This is a genomic window from Pseudomonas sp. SG20056, from assembly GCF_031764535.1.
GTDB lineage: Bacteria > Pseudomonadota > Gammaproteobacteria > Pseudomonadales > Pseudomonadaceae > Aquipseudomonas.
On the sequence record NZ_CP134499.1, the window covers coordinates 416,905 to 432,737 of the forward strand.

General features: G+C 60.9%; 19 protein-coding genes. 4 read left to right on the forward strand and 15 right to left on the reverse strand.

The genetic code is table 11. From position 1 onward, the window contains the following. The first annotated feature begins 80 nt into the window (after positions 1-80). Positions 81-578, forward strand: coding sequence for a helix-turn-helix domain-containing protein (locus RHP75_RS02000; protein ID WP_311090235.1), 498 nt, complete (start codon positions 81-83; stop codon positions 576-578). Here the strand turns inward: RHP75_RS02000 and RHP75_RS02005 are convergent. The 9 genes from RHP75_RS02005 to ubiE all read right to left on the reverse strand — a co-directional run bounded on the left by RHP75_RS02005 (position 575) and on the right by ubiE (position 6,489). Next, entirely contained in the window at positions 575-1,282 is a 708-nt protein-coding gene (locus RHP75_RS02005; protein ID WP_311090236.1) for a 16S rRNA (uracil(1498)-N(3))-methyltransferase, read from the reverse strand. The two genes, RHP75_RS02000 and RHP75_RS02005, sit on opposite strands and share 4 nt — an antisense overlap. Beyond that, positions 1,279-2,082 carry a twin-arginine translocase subunit TatC gene (gene tatC, locus RHP75_RS02010; protein WP_160089674.1) on the reverse strand — a complete coding sequence of 268 codons (804 nt, stop codon included), beginning with the start codon at positions 2,080-2,082 and terminating at the stop codon, positions 1,279-1,281. Before tatC ends, RHP75_RS02005 begins: the two co-directional genes overlap by 4 nt. Beyond that, a complete protein-coding gene (gene tatB, locus RHP75_RS02015; RefSeq protein WP_160089672.1) occupies positions 2,079-2,435 on the reverse strand; it encodes a Sec-independent protein translocase protein TatB in 357 nt (118 codons plus the stop codon). The genes tatC and tatB overlap by 4 nt, the downstream gene beginning before the upstream one ends. Positions 2,436-2,438: 3 nt before the next feature. Further along, positions 2,439-2,678: a twin-arginine translocase TatA/TatE family subunit gene (tatA, locus tag RHP75_RS02020; protein WP_090254894.1), complete on the reverse strand. Its 240-nt coding sequence runs from the start codon at positions 2,676-2,678 to the stop codon at positions 2,439-2,441. 28 nt (positions 2,679-2,706) lie between these two features. After that, positions 2,707-3,039, reverse strand: a complete 333-nt coding sequence (locus RHP75_RS02025) for a phosphoribosyl-ATP diphosphatase (RefSeq protein WP_090255176.1) — start codon at positions 3,037-3,039, stop codon at positions 2,707-2,709. Between the two features lie 7 nt (positions 3,040-3,046). Continuing rightward, on the reverse strand, positions 3,047-3,448 hold the full coding sequence (hisI, locus tag RHP75_RS02030) for a phosphoribosyl-AMP cyclohydrolase (protein WP_289238518.1): 402 nt from the start codon (positions 3,446-3,448) through the stop codon (positions 3,047-3,049). Between the two features lie 67 nt (positions 3,449-3,515). Next, on the reverse strand, positions 3,516-5,105 hold the full coding sequence (gene ubiB, locus RHP75_RS02035; protein ID WP_311090237.1) for a ubiquinone biosynthesis regulatory protein kinase UbiB: 1,590 nt from the start codon (positions 5,103-5,105) through the stop codon (positions 3,516-3,518). After that, positions 5,102-5,719 (reverse strand): SCP2 sterol-binding domain-containing protein, encoded by a 618-nt coding sequence (locus RHP75_RS02040; RefSeq protein WP_311090238.1) that lies wholly within the window; start codon positions 5,717-5,719, stop codon positions 5,102-5,104. The genes ubiB and RHP75_RS02040 overlap by 4 nt, the downstream gene beginning before the upstream one ends. Next, entirely contained in the window at positions 5,719-6,489 is a 771-nt protein-coding gene (gene ubiE / locus RHP75_RS02045; RefSeq protein ID WP_090254901.1) for a bifunctional demethylmenaquinone methyltransferase/2-methoxy-6-polyprenyl-1,4-benzoquinol methylase UbiE, read from the reverse strand. The genes RHP75_RS02040 and ubiE overlap by 1 nt, the downstream gene beginning before the upstream one ends. Positions 6,490-6,663: 174 nt before the next feature. On the opposite strand from ubiE, the gene RHP75_RS02050 reads away from it, so the two are divergent. The 3 genes from RHP75_RS02050 to RHP75_RS02060 all read left to right on the forward strand — a co-directional run bounded on the left by RHP75_RS02050 (position 6,664) and on the right by RHP75_RS02060 (position 8,331). Beyond that, entirely contained in the window at positions 6,664-6,942 is a 279-nt protein-coding gene (locus RHP75_RS02050) for a polyhydroxyalkanoic acid system family protein (RefSeq protein ID WP_311090239.1), read from the forward strand. Between the two features lie 158 nt (positions 6,943-7,100). Next, positions 7,101-7,541 carry a phasin family protein gene (locus RHP75_RS02055; protein WP_311090240.1) on the forward strand — a complete coding sequence of 147 codons (441 nt, stop codon included), beginning with the start codon at positions 7,101-7,103 and terminating at the stop codon, positions 7,539-7,541. 10 nt (positions 7,542-7,551) lie between these two features. Then, a complete protein-coding gene (locus RHP75_RS02060) occupies positions 7,552-8,331 on the forward strand; it encodes a phasin family protein (protein ID WP_311090241.1) in 780 nt (259 codons plus the stop codon). A 63-nt stretch (positions 8,332-8,394) separates the two neighbouring features. Here RHP75_RS02060 and RHP75_RS02065 read toward each other — a convergent pair whose 3' ends face one another. From RHP75_RS02065 to hslU, 6 genes are all read right to left on the reverse strand, one after another. Next, positions 8,395-9,009 (reverse strand): TetR/AcrR family transcriptional regulator, encoded by a 615-nt coding sequence (locus RHP75_RS02065; protein ID WP_311090242.1) that lies wholly within the window; start codon positions 9,007-9,009, stop codon positions 8,395-8,397. An 87-nt stretch (positions 9,010-9,096) separates the two neighbouring features. After that, the gene (gene phaC, locus RHP75_RS02070; protein WP_311090243.1) at positions 9,097-10,779 is read right to left on the reverse strand and encodes a class II poly(R)-hydroxyalkanoic acid synthase; all 1,683 of its coding nucleotides are present in this window, start codon (positions 10,777-10,779) and stop codon (positions 9,097-9,099) included. Positions 10,780-10,971: 192 nt separating this feature from the next. Next, entirely contained in the window at positions 10,972-11,832 is an 861-nt protein-coding gene (gene phaZ, locus RHP75_RS02075) for a poly(3-hydroxyalkanoate) depolymerase (protein WP_311090244.1), read from the reverse strand. A 155-nt stretch (positions 11,833-11,987) separates the two neighbouring features. Further along, on the reverse strand, positions 11,988-13,667 hold the full coding sequence (gene phaC, locus RHP75_RS02080; RefSeq protein WP_311090245.1) for a class II poly(R)-hydroxyalkanoic acid synthase: 1,680 nt from the start codon (positions 13,665-13,667) through the stop codon (positions 11,988-11,990). Between the two features lie 374 nt (positions 13,668-14,041). After that, entirely contained in the window at positions 14,042-14,416 is a 375-nt protein-coding gene (locus tag RHP75_RS02085) for a DUF971 domain-containing protein (RefSeq protein WP_311090246.1), read from the reverse strand. Positions 14,417-14,473: 57 nt separating this feature from the next. Further along, positions 14,474-15,814: an HslU--HslV peptidase ATPase subunit gene (hslU, locus tag RHP75_RS02090; protein ID WP_311090247.1), complete on the reverse strand. Its 1,341-nt coding sequence runs from the start codon at positions 15,812-15,814 to the stop codon at positions 14,474-14,476. Positions 15,815-15,833 lie beyond the last annotated feature (19 nt).

Here is a 15,833-nt window from a genome sequence, read left to right on the forward strand (position 1 = left end):
TTTTGGAACCTGGTTCGATAGTCGGTTCCATTTTGGAACCTGTCAAGCTATGGTGAGCCATTGCTGTTGGAGGTTGGCTTATGCGTTGGGAAGAACTGGAGCAACAACCCTGCTCGCTGGCCCGCACCCTGTCGGTGGTGGGGGATCGCTGGACGCTGCTGGTGCTGCGCGAGAGTTTTCTCGGTATTCGCCGCTTTGACGAGTTCGAGAAACGCCTGGGGATTACCCGCCATGTGCTCGCCGATCGCCTGAAAAAGCTGGCGGAGGCAGGGGTGCTGGACAAGGTGGCGTATCAGCAGCGGCCGTTGCGTGAGGAGTACTGCCTGAGCGCCAAGGGGCGTGATCTGTATCCGGCCATCATGGCGCTGGTGCATTGGGGCGACCGCTATATGAGCGGCGCCGAGGGTGCACCGATCCGGCACATCCACCGCAGCTGCGGGCAGCCGATGCATGGCGTACTGGTGTGTTCGGACTGTGGTGAGCCGCTGCAGCCGAGGGATGTACAGTTGGAGGAAGCGCCTGCGCTCAGGGGTCAGCTACTGCCAGCGCATTGGCATCAACTGCAGGATCAGGGTTAGAACAGGCGCGCCAGTAATGCAGTCACTGCTGTTTCCACCCGCAGAATTCGCGCGCCCAGCTGCACCGGTTGCAGGCCGGCTTCGGTGAGCTTTTCCACTTCGTAGGGAATCCAGCCGCCTTCCGGGCCGATGGCCAGCGTCACTGGTTGTTCGACTGCGCGCGGGCAGGCTGGGAAGTCGCCGGGATGGCCGACCAAGCCCACTGTGCCAGCAGCGATGCCAGGCAGCTGATCTTCGACAAAGGGCTTGAAGCGCTTCTCGATAATGACTTCCGGCAGCACGGTATCGCGGGCCTGTTCCAGGCCGAGAATCAGCTGTTCGCGAATCGCTGCGGGTTCGAGGAAAGGCGTCTGCCAGAAGCTTTTTTCCACCCGGTAGCTGTTCAGCAGAATCAGCCGAGGCACGCCCATACTGCTGACGGTTTGTAACACACGCCGCAGCATCTTCGGCCGGGGCAGGGCGAGCAGCAGGGTCAGGGGTAGTTTCTCAGGCGGCGGATGATCGAGCTCCACAGACAACTCGGCCTGCTCAGCATCCAGGCGCAGCAATTGGCCGCTGCCCATCAGGCCATTCAGGCGGCCTACGCGCAGGCTGTCGCCCGCTTCGGCGCGGTGCACGTCATGCAGGTGCTTGAGGCGACGGCCGCTGAGCAGCACGCGGTCGGCAGCGATAAAGTCGCCGTCTTCCAGCAGCAGCAGGTTCACGGTTGTGCAGCGGGTGGTTGGTCGTTGGTCGAACTGTCGCTTTCCTCTGTCGCCGCGGTTTCCTCGTCGTCACGGCGCTTGACCAGGCTGCCGCACAGCAGGCCTGCTTCAAACAGCAACCACATGGGTACGGCCAGCAGGGTTTGCGAGAACACGTCTGGCGGTGTCAGCACCATGCCAACGACGAAGCAGCCAACGATCACATAGGGCCGGCTTTTACGCAGGGTTGCGACATCGACCACGCCAACCCAGATCAGCAAAAAGGTCGCGATGGGGATTTCGAAGGCCACGCCAAAGGCGAAGAACAGGGTCAGAACGAAATCCAGGTACTGACCGATATCGGTCATCATCGCCACGCCTTCCGGGGTCACGCTGGCGAAGAAGCCGAACATGATCGGGAACACCACGAAGTAGGCGAAGGCCATTCCCGCATAGAACAGCAGGATGCTGGAGATCAGCAGCGGGACGGCAATGCGCTTCTCATGCTTGTACAGCCCCGGCGCGATAAAGCCCCAGATCTGATGCAGGATGATCGGGATGGCCAGAAATAGCGCGACCATCAGGGTCAACTTGAACGGCGTGAGAAACGGCGAGGCCACACCGGTGGCGATCATCGTTGCACCTTCCGGCAAGTAAGCGCGCAGTGGCGCGGCGACCAGTGCGTAGATGTCCTGAGAGAAATAGAACAGCCCGGCAAACAGGGCGAACACCGCTGCGACAATGCGCAGCAGGCGCGTGCGCAGTTCGGTCAGGTGGGAGACCAGGGGCATTTCCTGATCGCTGTCCGGTCGTTGGCTCATGGTTGTGGGCTTTTGTCCTGACGGGTGCTGTCGGTAGCGGCTGCCGGCTCTGCGGCGGGTGCAGCGTTGGTTGTGCTCGGTTCGCTGGTACTGCTAAGCGGCGCGCTGAGGCTTTGTTTCATCGCGTTCATTTCCCGCTCCAGCTCAAGGATCTGCTCGTTATGCAGCTGGCGGCGGATTTCATCCGCGCCGATCTCACGCTCGACCTCAGCCTTGATCGCGCTGAAGCTGCGTTTGATCCGACCGATCCACAAACCGGCCGTGCGCACTGCGCCGGGCAGGCGATCAGGCCCCAGCACCACCAGGGCGACGATGCCGACCAGCAGCAGTTCGGTAAAGCCGATATCAAACATGGCTTAGTCTTTTTTCGCCGGTTCTTCGACCTTGCGCGCCTGAGCGTCGATGGTCTGACCTTTCGGCTCGTCCACGGCCGGGGCCGGCTTCTCAGCGTCGCCGTTGTCCATCGACTTACGGAAGCCCTTGATCGCGTCGCCCAGGTCAGAACCCAGGCCCTTGAGGCGCTTGGTGCCGAACAGCATGACCACGATCAGCAGGATGATCAGGAGTTGCCAGATGCTAATGCCACCGAATCCCATAATGCGTACTCCGAAAGTGAAGGTTTAATCAGTCTTGCGAGCGTGCGGCTTTTTCCGCGTGCCCGGAGAGGCCGAAGCGCCGGTCCAACTCGTCCAATACGGCCTGGGGGTGCTGGCCGAGGGCGGCAAGCATAACCAGGCTGTGGAACCACAGGTCGGCGGTTTCATAAATCACATCGCTGCAGTCGCCGCTGACGGCTGCATCTTTGGCCGCGAGGATGGTTTCCACCGACTCCTCACCGACCTTTTCCAGAATCTTATTCAGGCCCTTGTGGTACAGGCTGGCGACATACGAGCTGTCGGCGGCAGCGCCTTTGCGCGACTCCAGCACCTCGGCCAGGCGGCTCAGGGTATCAGTCATGGCCGAGTCACTCATGGGTATGTCCTGCGCTGTAGATGGCATGCGGGTCTTTCAGCACCGCTTCGACGATTTTCCAGGTGCCGTTCTCAAACACCCGGTAAAAGCAGCTCTCGCGGCCGGTGTGGCAGGCGATACCGCCCAGCTGTTCAACCATCAGGATGATCACGTCAGCGTCGCAGTCCAGGCGCATTTCATGCAGTTTCTGCACATGCCCGGATTCTTCGCCCTTACGCCAGAGTTTGCCGCGCGAGCGTGACCAGTAGATGGCACGTTGTTCGGTGGCCGTCAGGGACAGAGCCTCACGGTTCATCCAGGCCATCATCAGCACACGGCCGGTCTTGTGGTCCTGGGCGATGGCCGGTACCAGGCCGTCGCTGTTCCAATTGATGTCGTCGAGCCAGTCAGTCATTGCAAGTTCCGCCCATCTCGGGCTGTCTGATTCAGAAAGCTAGTGTGCCAGTGCCTACCCGGTGTGGCTATCGGCGCAGCACCAGATAGAGGCCGCCCGCCAGCATTAGCCAGCTCGGCCAGGCGATCAGGCTCAGCGCCAGGCCCTGAGTAGCGGCGCCACCGATCAGCGCTGCGCCGAGCAAGCGTGCAGGCCATTGGCGGCGCGCCACGGGTTGTTCCTGGCGGCTGACCGGTTGCTGATTGAGGCGCTCCAGGGTTTCACGGGCAATTTGCGACAGGTGCGGCACCTGCTCGGCCTGCAGTTGCAGGTTGCGCAGCAGCTGCAGCGGGCTGATGCGCTCACGCATCCAGCGCTCGAGGAACGGTTGGGCGGTGTTCCACAGGTCCAGGTCGGGGTAGAGCTGGCGGCCCAGGCCTTCGATATTCAGCAGGGTTTTTTGCAGCAGCACCAGCTGCGGCTGCACTTCCATATTGAAGCGTCGCGCGGTTTGGAACAGGCGCAGCAGCACCTGGCCGAAGGAGATGTCCTTCAGCGGCTTCTCGAAAATCGGCTCGCACACCGTGCGGATCGCCGCCTCGAAATCATTGATCTTGGTTTCTGCCGGCACCCAGCCAGAGTCGATATGCAACTGCGCCACGCGACGGTAATCGCGCTTGAAGAAGGCAATCAGGTTGCGCGCCAGGTAGTCCTGATCTTCAGCGGTGAGGCTGCCGATGATGCCGCAGTCGATCGCGATGTATTGCGGGTTCCATGGCGTGCGCGTGCTGACGAAGATGTTGCCGGGGTGCATGTCGGCATGGAAGAAACTGTCGCGGAACACCTGGGTGAAGAAAATCTCCACGCCGCGTTCGGCTAGCAGTTTCATATCGGTGCGCTGATCGGCCAGGGTTTCCAGGTCGGTAACCTGAATGCCGTAGATGCGCTCCATGACCAGCACCTTCGGCCGGCAATAGTCCCAGTACACTTGCGGCACATAGAGCAGCGGCGAGCCTTCGAAGTTGCGCCGCAGCTGGCTGGCGTTGGCCGCTTCGCGCAGCAGGTCGAGTTCGTCGTAAATGGTCTTTTCGTAATCGCTGACCACTTCCACCGGGCGCAGGCGGCGCGCGTCCGCGGAGGCGCGCTCGGCCACTTTGGCCAGTAGAAACAGCCAGGCGATGTCCTGCTCAATGACCGGTTTCAAGCCTGGGCGGATGACTTTTACCACCACTTCTTCGCCGCTTTTCAGCTGCGCGGCATGCACCTGGGCGACCGAAGCCGATGCCAGCGGTTGCGTATCAAAGCGGGCAAACACTTCACCGACCTTTGCGCCCAATTGGGATTCGATCAGTGCCAGCGCTTTGGCCGGGTCGAAGGGCGGTACCTGATCCTGCAGCTTGGCCAGCTCGTCAGCGATATCAGTGGGCAACAGGTCGCGGCGGGTGGAAAGCAGTTGGCCAAACTTGATAAAGATCGGCCCCAGTTCTTCCAGCGCCAGACGCAGACGTGCGCCGCGCGACAGCAGCAGGTCGCGGCGCGGTAACCAGCGCCAGGGCAGCACATAACGCAGTAAGCGAGCCCAGAAAGGCAGCGGCAGGGCGAATAACAGGTCGTCCAGCTGGTAGCGGATGACTACGCGCTGGATACGCAACAGACGACGAACGGCAAGCAGCTTCATGCGATGGGCTTATGGCGTTGGGCGAGGCGCTCGATGCGCGCGTCGAGTCGGTCGAGGGATAGCTTGAGGTGGTCCAGTTCGGCGAAGCGCGCATCGGCTTCGCGCTGGCCGACCAGGCTGCGGGATTCTTCACTGAGGTAATCGGCCAGGTTCAGGCGCAGGCTGTCGAGCGCCTGGCTGCTCCAGTTCACCCGACTGCGCAGATGGCCACCGAGCAGCTGGCTGCCGACTGGGCCGAGCCAGCGCGACAGTTCGTATTCCCAGTCCAGCTCAAGGTCCTGAAGGATTCCGGCCAGTTCCAGCAGGGCGGCGCTGTCGCCATCCAGCGTGACGTCCGGGCTGTGCAGGATGCTGGTCTTGTCGCGGCTCACGGCCAGGCGCAACAGGCTGGCGGCGGGGGCGCGCAAGTGACAATCAGCATCGCCGGCCCATTGCGCGGCCAGTTGCAGGCCGTTGGAGCTAGGCAGAATAAACAGCTGCAGATTTGGCGCGGCGCACTCCACGGCAATCACCCGACCGCTTAAGCGCGCCAGGCGCGGCAGCGCGGTGCTGTCCATAGCCAGCACGCGATTGAGGCCGAGTTCGACGCCGGCCAGCAGCCCGGTCAGCAGCATCAGGGCTTGATGCCGCGGTGCAGGGCGACGATGCCGCCGGTCATATTGTGGAAGGTCACGCGCTCGAAACCGGCTTCAACCATCATCGCCTTGAGGGTGTCCTGATCCGGGTGCATGCGGATCGACTCGGCCAGGTAGCGGTAGCTTTCAGCGTCGTTGGTGATCAGTTTGCCGGCCAGCGGCATGAACTTGAACGAGTAGGCGTCGTAGAACTTCGACAGCAGCGGACTGGACGGTTTGGAGAATTCCAGGATCAGCAGGCGACCGCCGGGCTTGAGTACGCGCAGCATCGAGCGGATGGCATCTTCTTTATGCGTCACGTTGCGCAGGCCGAAGGCGATGGTCACCACGTCGAAATGGTTGTCCGGGAACGGCAGCTTCTCCGCATCGGCCTGGACGAAGCTGACGTTGCCGGCCACGCCCTTGTCGAGCAGGCGATCACGGCCGACGCGCAGCATCGATTCGTTGATATCGGCCAACACCACTTCGCCAGTCGGGCCGACCAGGCTGGAAAACTTGCGGGTCAGATCGCCCGTGCCGCCAGCAATATCCAGCACCCGATTGCCGCTGCGCACGCCAGACAGTTCGATGGTGAAACGCTTCCACAAGCGGTGCATGCCGCCAGACAGCACGTCGTTCATCAGGTCGTACTTGGCCGCGACCGAGTGAAAGACTTCGGCGACTTTTTCCGCCTTCTGGCTTTCCGGCACGCTCTGGAAGCCAAAGTGCGTGGTGGGTTCGCTGTCGCTGCTCTTGCGCGGATCGTTCATCGTGGCCTTTCCTAAAACACAGAGGCTGCATCTAAAGTGGCGGTCATTCTAAACCTAAAAGCCGCCCTAGGCTTCAAGCCGCGCGCGCAAGTAAAAGCCCGAAGGCGTTGCATACGTGCAGCTTGCTATAGTCTCGCGACCTAAGGTCGCAGTTAACGGGCGAGGAGAAATGCCATGGCCAAGATCACCGTAGAACGTCCCCACACCCTGGGGCGCGAAGTCGCCCGGGAAAAAGCCGAGCAACTGGCCGAGCGCCTGGCTCGCGAATATGACGTGCGTTACCGCTGGAATGGCGACACGCTGGAGTTTAAGCGCAGCGGCGCGGATGGCCGTATTGAGGTGCATGACCAGAGTGTGCGCGTTCAGCTCAGCCTGGGTCTGTTGCTGTCGGCGATGAGCGGCAGCATCAAACGCGAGATCGAAGAGGTGCTGGACAAAAATCTGCAGGCCTGAGGTTACGGCCGTTGCTGATCTCTTGCTGATCTCTTGTTGAGCGTGGCTCCTGCAATTTTCCGCATGCTTAGTATGCGGTTTCTAATTTTCATCGATACCGTGCACCTAAGCCTGCATTCCGTGGGCGTTTCCTCGAAACACTTAGAGTGAGGTGCACCATGTCGAAAGTTGCCGTTAAAAAGAAAGCCGCCGTTGAAGAAACCAGCAGCGTGCTGAGCGACGCCAAAGTCTACGCTCGCAAAATCTGGCTGGCGGGTCTGGGCGCATACGCCAAAGCCGGTCAGGAAGGTTCCGAGTACTTCAAAGAGCTCGTGAAGAGCGGCGAAGGCGTTGAAAAACAAGGCAAAAAACTGGTCAACGAACAAGTTGAAGCAGCCAACAGCCAGATCGACAGCGTTAAGAGCACTGTCACCAGCAATGTCAGCAGCGTGAAAGGCAAGTTTGAAGTGCAGCTCGACAAGATCGAGAAAGCCTTCGACAACCGTGTTGCCAGCGCCCTGAACCGCATGGGTATCCCGTCCAAGCAGGATGTTGAAGCACTCTCTGCTAAGCTGGATGAGCTGAGCGCGTTGCTCGAGCACGTCGCGCGTACCAAGTAAGGAGAGCAGGATGGCTGTCAAAAAGAAAACCGAAAAGCAAACCACTTCCTGGATCGGCGAAGTAGAAAAATACTCGCGTCAAATCTGGCTGGCTGGTTTGGGTGCCTACTCCAAGGTCAGCAAGGACGGCAACAAGCTGTTCGACACGCTGGTCAAGGACGGCGAAAAAGCTGAGAAGCAAGCCAAGACCGAAGTCGACAAGCAAGTTGGCGCAGTGAAGACCACTGTGGGTTCGAAAGTGGACACTGCCAAATCGAAAGTCGATGAAGTCAAAGACAAGGCTATTGGCAAGTGGGGCGAGCTGGAAGAAGCCTTCGACAAGCGTCTGAACAATGCCATTTCGCGTCTCGGCGTACCGAGCCGCAATGAAGTGAAAGCGCTCAACGCCAAAGTTGAAAGCCTGACCAAGCAGATCGAGCAACTGACCGGTGTTTCGGTCAAGTCGGTAAAGCCTGCGGTGAAGAAAGTAGCGGCCAAACCTGCTGCTAAGCCAGCAGCCAAACCGGCAGCTAAAGCAGCCGCCAAGCCTGCAGCGAAACCTGCTGCCAAGCCAGCCGCTAAACCGGCCGTCAAGGCTGCAGCCAAACCAGCGGCTAAACCTGCTGCCAAAGCTGCCGCTAAGCCTGCAGCCAAACCAGTGGCGAAACCTGCTGCCAAGCCAGCTGCTAAACCAGCCGCCAAGGCACCAGCCAAGCCTGCAGTCGCCAAACCAGCTGCTGCTCCGGTAGCTGCTGCACCTGCACCGGCCGCTGCGCCTGCTGCACCCGTGACACCTGCCGCCCAGTCGTAAGACGCGTAGCAGTCAACGCAAACGCCCGGCCTAGTGCCGGGCGTTTGCGTTTATCCATTCGCGTTAATCTTCCAGGTAGCGCTGCGCCAGGTGTTCGGCGGCGTAGCGCGACTCTTCTGCCAGGTGTGGAGCCACCAGCATCATCACCTGATACACCACCAGGCGACTTTCACCTTCGCGGCCGATGATGCGTTGGTAATCCAGGGAAAACAGCAGGGTCAGGGTGATCTGCTCGACCAATTGGCCCAGTGACTGGGTATCGCTTTGCAGCTGGCCATCAAGTTGCAGTTGGGCGAGCAGTTCGGCCAGCGCGCGTTTCAGGTTGTTGAGCCAGTGACGCATGCCACGTTCCAGTTTTGGCAAGCGGCTGGTCAGGTTGGACAGGTCCTGGAAGAGGAAGCGGTAGTGCGCCAGGCGTTCTACAATCAGGTGCAGAAACAGCCAGTAGTCTTCCACGTCCAGCTGTGCGTCTTCGGGCGGTGAGAGCAGCGGCGCGAGTTCCGCCTGAAAGCGCTCGAACAGGCCGAGGATCAGCGGTTCTTTGCCGTGAAAGTGGTAGTACAGATTGCCCGGGCTGATGCCCAGTTCGTTGGCGATTTCCAAGGTGGAGACATTCGGTTCGCCCTTCTGATTGAACAGCAGCAGGGCACATTCGAGGATTCTGTCGCGGGTTTTCATCCGGTCTTCTTATTCTGGCCGCGGGAAGGCTGACGATACCTGGCCGCAATGGCTTGCGGCCAGTCTGATCATGCGTGGCTGGGTGTTTTAGCGCACATGCACATAGGTGCCGGGTGCGGCTTCCATGGCCGGGTAGTTCTGGTTGCCCAGGGCCATCAGAGTGTCCTTTTGCTCGCCAGAGCGCTCCTGCATCCAGTTCAGCCATACTGGCCACCAGCTGCCCTGAACGTGCTCTGCATCGTGGTACCAAGCGCGCGGGTCGCCAGTGAGCTTGGGGTTCTCCAGGTAATTGGACTTCGGATTGCCTGGCGGGTTGAGAATGCTCTGGATATGCCCGCTGTTGGACAGGATAAAGCGCCGGTCACCGCCCAGCAGCAGGGTCGAGCGGTACACCGCATCCCAGGGGGTGATGTGGTCGTTGATCCCGGCGACGCTGAAGCTGTCGACCGTGACCTTCTGCAGATCGACCGGGGTGCCGCAAACTTCCAGGCCGCGCGGGTGAGTCAGCGGGTTGTGCTTGAAGAAGTCGATCAGGTCGCCGTGCAGAGCAGCGGGCAAACGGGTGTTGTCGTTATTCCAGTAAAGAATGTCGAAGGCCGGCGGCTGCTTGCCGAGCAGGTAGTTGTTGATCCAGTAGTTCCAGATCAGGTCGTTGGGGCGCATCCAGGCGAACACCCGTGCCATGTCGCGACCGTCTAGCACGCCCTGCTGGTAGGAGCGGCGTTTGGCGGCTTCGAGGGTTAGCTCGTCGGCAAACAGCATAGCCGGGCTGTCGATCTGGCTGTCCAGCAGGCTGACCATATAGGTGGCGCTGGCTACTTTGCGTAGCTGACGCTTGGCTTGTAGGTGGCCTTGCAGCGCGGCGATGGTCAGGCCGCCGGCGCAGGCGCCGAGCAGGTTAACGTCCTTGCTGCCGGTGATTTCGCGGCAGGCGTCGATGGCGACTTCCAGCGCTTCCACGTAGCTAGAAAGCCCCCACTCGCGGTGTCGCGGGTCAGGGTTGCGCCAGCTGACCACGAAGGTCTGCAGGCCATTCTTCAGTGCGTACTGGACGAAGCTCTTCTCGCTGGAGAGGTCGAAGATATAGAACTTGTTGATTTGCGGCGGAACGATCAGCAGCGGCTTGGCGTACTGCTTTTCGCTCATCGGCTTGTACTGGATCAGTTCCAGCAGTTCACTGCGAAACACCACGGCGCCGCTGGTGGTGGCCAGGTTACGGCCGACTTCGAAAGCGTGTTTGCTGACCTGGCTGGGCATACCGTCGTTGTTCACCAGGTCATCGAACAGATGCGTCACACCTTTGAACAGGCTGCTGCCACCACTGTTGAACAGCTCTTTGATGACTTGCGGGTTGAGCAGGGTGTTGCTGGGAGCCAGGGCGTCGCCGAGCAGGGTGGCGACAAAGCGCGCACGGGCACGGTCGTCAGCGTCCAGGTTGCTTTCGTCGATCCAACTGTTCAACTGCTTCTGGCAGGCCAGGTAGGCTTGTAGGCTGCGGCTGTAGATCGGGTTATCACGCCAGGTCGGGTCGGCGAAGCGCGGGTCCTGCGGGTTGACCTTGAACGGCTTGTCACCCAGCAGCACGCGACCGAGTTGGCCGCCCAGTGCGGCGACATGGCGGGCGCTGTGGATGGGTTGTTTGATTCCTTGCAGCGCCAGGCCGCGCAGGGTGGACAGCAGGTCGCGGCCGCGCAGACCGACCACTGCGTTTTGCGCGTTCATCGCGCTGCTGCGTACGGGCAGGGCACGTTTGGCAGGTTGGTCTCGCATTGGGCAACACTCCGTCGTCAAACCATGAGACTTGATAAGCAGCAAGGCTTATACCAATGCGCGCACATGGGCGTTCCAGACTGCCGCGCGCTAATTCTCAGGTAATACAACGTGCCCGAAAGTGGGTCAAGCGCTGTGCTTCGGCACGGCCCCGGTGCGTGCTGTTGACGTGCTCGCCCAGCTTGAGTGCGCTTAGCCGAGCGTGCGGGCTGGCGCGGGTTGCGGGTGCATGATCGCGCGCTGACGCTCTTCCTCGAGGAATTTCATGATGATCGGCGCGACGGCTTCGGCGCGGGTTACCAGGAACAGGTGGCCGTCGTCGATCACGTGCAGCTCGGAGTTGGGGATACGCCAGGCCAGCAGGCGCATATTCACCAGCGGGATCAGCGGATCGTCGTCGCCGGCCATCACCAGCGTCGGTTGGCGGATCTTGTGCAGCCAGTGGATGCTGGTCCAGCCAAGGCCGGCAAACAGCTGCCAGTAGTAGCCCATTTTGCCGCCCGAACGGACTTTACTGGCATGTGCCAGCGCCAGTTTCGGGTCGCGGCGGAATGCGCCGCCGTAGATTTCTGGAGCAATCTGCACGCCGTAGGACGGTTGCACATAACGCCGCGGGCTGGCCATGCACCAGAGCACCTTGGGTTTACCAGGCACCATCACCGCGCCGGCTGAAGTGGCCGCGAGGATCAGTTTCTTACAACGCTCCGGGTAGTCGTGGGCGAATTGCTGCGCCAGGGCGCCGCCCCAGGACACGCCAATTGCATTGACCTGACCGTAGTCGAGGTAATCGAGCATGCGTGCGGCGAGTTTGGCCAAGCCAGGAAAGCGATACGGCGTGCTGGGCGTGGAGGAACCACCAACGCCTGGCACGTCGAAGGCAATGACCTCCAGGCCGGGGTCCAGGGCGCGCACGAACGGCATGACCAGCTCCAGGTTGGCCCCGATGCCGTTGAAAATCAGCAGCGGGGTCATCTTGCCGTTGCCGGGGCGAACCGCGGTGCGGATGGTCTGGCCGTCCAGTTCGATGGTACGGAATACGAAAGGTAGCGACATGCGCAAAAGCCCTATCAATTAAAACGCTGGATCAGACCCTCCGGGTCTTTTCCAGAAACACCAGGGCTAAGCCTGGTTCGCCTCACCCGCGCCAATGAGCGGGTGGGCGAGCGACACCTCCAGTGCCGCGGGCAGTGTGCGCAGTGCGCAGGTGATCAACGTTCGTGAACGTAAGTACCGGGGGCTGCTTCGCCGGCCGGATGTTTCTTGTTGCCCAGTTGGCTCGGTGCCTTTTTCTGCGCGCCGGAGCGCTCGCCCAGCCAGACCTGCCAATGCAGCCACCAGGAATCGGCGTGCTTGGTCGAGCTGGCTTGCCAGGTTTTCGGGTCCGCGTGCATCTGGGTGTTGGTCATGTAGCGTGCTTTCGGGTTGCCCGGCGGGTTGAGAATGCTCTGAATATGCCCGCTGTTGGACAGGACGAACTCGACATTGCCACCGAACAGATTGGCCGACTTGTAGCACGACTCCCACGGCGTAATGTGGTCGGTGGTGCCGGCCACGCAGTAGAGGTCGCTGGTGACCTGCTTGAGGTCGATTGGCGTGCCGCAGACTTCCAGTGCGCCCGCGCGGATCAGCGGGTTGGACTGGAACATCTCGATAAACTCGCCATGCAGGGCAGCCGGTAGGCGCGTGGTGTCGTTGTTCCAGTAAAGGATGTCGAACACTGGCGGCTCGTTGCCGAGCAGGTAGTTGTTGACCCAGTAGTTCCAGATCAGGTCGTTGGGGCGCATCCAGGCGAACACCTTGGCCATGTCGCTGCCTTCCAGCACACCGGCCTGATAGGAACGGCGCTTGGCCAGCTCCAGGCTTTTTTCGTCGGCGAACAGCGCCACATCGGTTTCCAGACGGTTATCCAGCACGCTGACCAGCAGGGTCAGGGCATGCACCTTCTTCTCACCCAGCGCGGCGTAATGGCCCAACAGCGAGGTGGTGGTCAGGCCGCCGGAGCAGGCGCCGAGCATGTTGATGTCTTTGCTGCCGGTGACGGCGGTGACCACGTCGATGGCTTCTTTCAGCGCTTCGATATAGGTCGACAGGCCCCACTCGCGGTGTGCCTTGGTCGGGTTGCGCCAGCTCACCACGAAGGTCTGAATGCCGTTGCGCAGCAGGAAGCGCGCCACACTTTTTTCCGGCGACAGGTCGAAGACGTAGAACTTGTTGATCTGTGGCGGCACCACCAGCAGTGGGCGCTCGTGTACCTGCTCGGTGATTGGCTTGTACTGGATCAGCTCGAGCAGGTCGTTGCGGAAAATCACTGCGCCATCGGTGGTGGCCAGGCTTTTGCCGACCTCGAAGGCGTTCATGTTGACCTGGCTGGGCATGCCACCGTTGTTGACGATGTCCTGGGCCAGGTGCGACAGACCGTCGAGCAAGCTCTTGCCGCCGGTTTCAAAGAAGCGTTTAACCGCGGCCGGGTTGGCCATGCTGTTGCTGGGGGCCATGGCTTCGGTCATCAGGTTGATCACGAAGTGGCCACGGCTGGCATCCTGTTCGGACAGGTTGCTGTGTTCGACCCAGTCATGCAGCTCCTTGCGCCAGGCCAGGTAGGTTTGCAGGTAGCGGCGGTACAGCGGATTCTGGCTCCAGGCGGGATCGGCAAAGCGCCGGTCGCCATCGGCGGGGGTGAGGTCGGATTGGCCGAGCATCACGTTCTTCAGCTCCATGCTGAAGTGGGCAAGGTGTTTGGCACTGTGCAGGGGTTGCTTGAGGGCTTGCTTGAGTACGACTCGGGCGGAGCTAAGTAGGTCTTTACCGCGGATGCCGATCACCGGGTTAAGGCCCAGCGTGTTCTCGGAGGCCTGGTGTTTCAGGTCATCATTATTCTTATCTGTCATCTACAACGCTCCATTGTCCTGAGACGAAATACCGGCGTACTGCTGTGCACGGCGACACAGGGCTAAGGGCCAGGTATTGCCCGGATTACCAAGGGCGGATCGCTCCGCAATCGTCCTCGTCGCAGGGGCTGCCTGGCGCGAGAAACTTCCAACTACTTGGTTACCCGAGTTTGAGAATTTGTGCAAGCCGGCCGCGATCCAGGCCGAATGTGCGATGAGTATGCAGGTAAGGATTAGAAAATGCGCTCTAACCAGCCAGGATCAACGGGCTAGACGGGCTGCTGCGCTGCGGCAGATTGCCGCTCGGCAGGGTTGACCTGAGGAAATCACTGAAGCGCCTGAGCCAATTACTGACGGCATGTCGCTTCGGCCGTTCACAGCATTAATTTGACCACGCTTTCGCTGGGGTCACGGGACTTGCCGGCGGCGGCGAGGGTGGCGAGGTAATCGCTCCACAGTTCCGTCTGACGCAGAGACAGCTGTTCCAGATAATCCCAGGTGAACAGGCCGCTGTCGTGGCCGTCATCGAAGGTCAGTTTGAGGGCGTAGTTGCCGGCGGGCTCGATCTTGCTCAGGCCGACATGCAGCTTGCCGGTTTGCAGGATGGGTTTGCCATGACCCTGCACTTCTGCCGACGGCGAATGCACGCGCAGAAACTCGGCGGGCAGGGTGTAGTGCTCGTCCGGCCCGTAGTGCAGCTCCAGGGTTTTCGAGGCTTTGTGCAGTTTTATTGCGGTTGGGATGCGCATGCTCGCTTCCTGAATGGCGCCCTGGCCCGGAGAGCATCCGGGCCAGGGCGGGGCGCGTTACAGAATATAGCGCGACAGGTCTTCGTCCTGCGCCAACTCGCCGAGGTGGCTGTTGACGTAAGCGGCGTCGATCACGATCGGCGTGCCGTTCTGCTGGCCAGCCAGGTCGCCAGCGCTGAAAGAGACTTCCTCCAGCAGGCGTTCGAGCAGGGTGTGCAGGCGGCGCGCGCCGATGTTCTCGGTCTTTTCGTTGACCTGATAGGCAATCTCGGCGATGCGCTTGATGCCTTCGGCGACGAACTGGATGCCCAGGCCTTCGGTGTTCAGCAGTGCGGCGTATTGCTCGGTGAGCGAGGCGTGCGGCTCGGTGAGGATGCGCTCGAAATCCTGCGGGGTCAGGGCTTTCAGCTCGACACGAATCGGCAGGCGGCCTTGCAGCTCGGGCACCAGGTCGCTCGGCTTGCTCAGGTGGAACGCGCCGGAGGCGATAAACAGGATATGGTCGGTTTTCACCATGCCCAGCTTGGTGTTTACCGTGCAGCCTTCGATCAGCGGCAGCAGGTCGCGCTGCACACCTTCGCGGGACACGTCGGCGCCGCCGGTGTTGCCGCGTTTGGCCACCTTGTCGATCTCGTCGATAAACACGATGCCGTTCTGTTCCACGGCTTCCAGGGCCTGGGCCTTGAGTTCTTCCTCGTTGACCAGGCGCGCGGCTTCTTCATCGCGCACCATCTTCAGGGCTTCCTTGACCTTGAGCTTGCGGCTCTTCTTCTTGCCCTTGCCCATATTGGAAAACAGGCTTTGCAGCTGGTTGGTCATCTCTTCCATGCCCGGTGGGGTCATGATTTCGATGCCGGCTGGCGCATCGGCCACTTCGATCTCGATGTCCTTGTCATCCAGCTGACCCTCGCGCAGGCGTTTGCGGAACAGCTGGCGGGTGTTGGAATCACTGGCCGGGGCGGCTTCTTCGCTGAAACCGGTGCGGGCCGGTGGCAGCAGGGCATCGAGGATGCGCTCTTCGGCGGCATCTTCGGCGCGGTGACGGACTTTGACCATCTCCTGCTCGCGCAGCATCTTGATTGCCGCATCGGCGAGGTCACGGATGATCGACTCGACATCGCGGCCGACATAACCGACTTCGGTGAACTTGGTTGCTTCCACCTTGATAAACGGTGCATTGGCCAGCTTGGCCAGGCGGCGGGCGATCTCAGTTTTGCCGACACCAGTCGGGCCGATCATCAGGATGTTCTTGGGCGTCACTTCAGCGCGCAGCTCTACCGGCAGCTGCATGCGCCGCCAGCGGTTGCGCAGGGCAATGGCCACGGCGCGCTTGGCGTCGTCCTGGCCGATGATATGGCGGTTGAGTTCGTGAACGATCTCGCGGGGCGTCATGGACATGCGGGTTACTCCAGAAGAA

Excerpts from the sequence above, each read along its gene's own strand:
- RHP75_RS02000 (WP_311090235.1), top strand. The coding sequence starts at position 81 with ATGCGTTGGGAAGAACTGGAGCAACAACCCTGCTCGCTGGCCCGCACC.
- tatC (WP_160089674.1), bottom strand. The coding sequence starts at position 2,082 with ATGAGCCAACGACCGGACAGCGATCAGGAAATGCCCCTGGTCTCCCAC.
- tatB (WP_160089672.1), bottom strand. The coding sequence starts at position 2,435 with ATGTTTGATATCGGCTTTACCGAACTGCTGCTGGTCGGCATCGTCGCC.
- tatA (WP_090254894.1), bottom strand. The coding sequence starts at position 2,678 with ATGGGATTCGGTGGCATTAGCATCTGGCAACTCCTGATCATCCTGCTG.
- RHP75_RS02025 (WP_090255176.1), bottom strand. The coding sequence starts at position 3,039 with ATGACTGATACCCTGAGCCGCCTGGCCGAGGTGCTGGAGTCGCGCAAA.
- hisI (WP_289238518.1), bottom strand. The coding sequence starts at position 3,448 with ATGACTGACTGGCTCGACGACATCAATTGGAACAGCGACGGCCTGGTA.
- ubiB (WP_311090237.1), bottom strand. The coding sequence starts at position 5,105 with ATGAAGCTGCTTGCCGTTCGTCGTCTGTTGCGTATCCAGCGCGTAGTC.
- RHP75_RS02040 (WP_311090238.1), bottom strand. The coding sequence starts at position 5,719 with ATGCTGCTGACCGGGCTGCTGGCCGGCGTCGAACTCGGCCTCAATCGC.
- ubiE (WP_090254901.1), bottom strand. The coding sequence starts at position 6,489 with ATGAACGATCCGCGCAAGAGCAGCGACAGCGAACCCACCACGCACTTT.
- RHP75_RS02050 (WP_311090239.1), top strand. The coding sequence starts at position 6,664 with ATGGCCAAGATCACCGTAGAACGTCCCCACACCCTGGGGCGCGAAGTC.
- RHP75_RS02055 (WP_311090240.1), top strand. The coding sequence starts at position 7,101 with ATGTCGAAAGTTGCCGTTAAAAAGAAAGCCGCCGTTGAAGAAACCAGC.
- RHP75_RS02060 (WP_311090241.1), top strand. The coding sequence starts at position 7,552 with ATGGCTGTCAAAAAGAAAACCGAAAAGCAAACCACTTCCTGGATCGGC.
- RHP75_RS02065 (WP_311090242.1), bottom strand. The coding sequence starts at position 9,009 with ATGAAAACCCGCGACAGAATCCTCGAATGTGCCCTGCTGCTGTTCAAT.
- phaC (WP_311090243.1), bottom strand. The coding sequence starts at position 10,779 with ATGCGAGACCAACCTGCCAAACGTGCCCTGCCCGTACGCAGCAGCGCG.
- phaZ (WP_311090244.1), bottom strand. The coding sequence starts at position 11,832 with ATGTCGCTACCTTTCGTATTCCGTACCATCGAACTGGACGGCCAGACC.
- phaC (WP_311090245.1), bottom strand. The coding sequence starts at position 13,667 with ATGACAGATAAGAATAATGATGACCTGAAACACCAGGCCTCCGAGAAC.
- RHP75_RS02085 (WP_311090246.1), bottom strand. The coding sequence starts at position 14,416 with ATGCGCATCCCAACCGCAATAAAACTGCACAAAGCCTCGAAAACCCTG.
- hslU (WP_311090247.1), bottom strand. The coding sequence starts at position 15,814 with ATGTCCATGACGCCCCGCGAGATCGTTCACGAACTCAACCGCCATATC.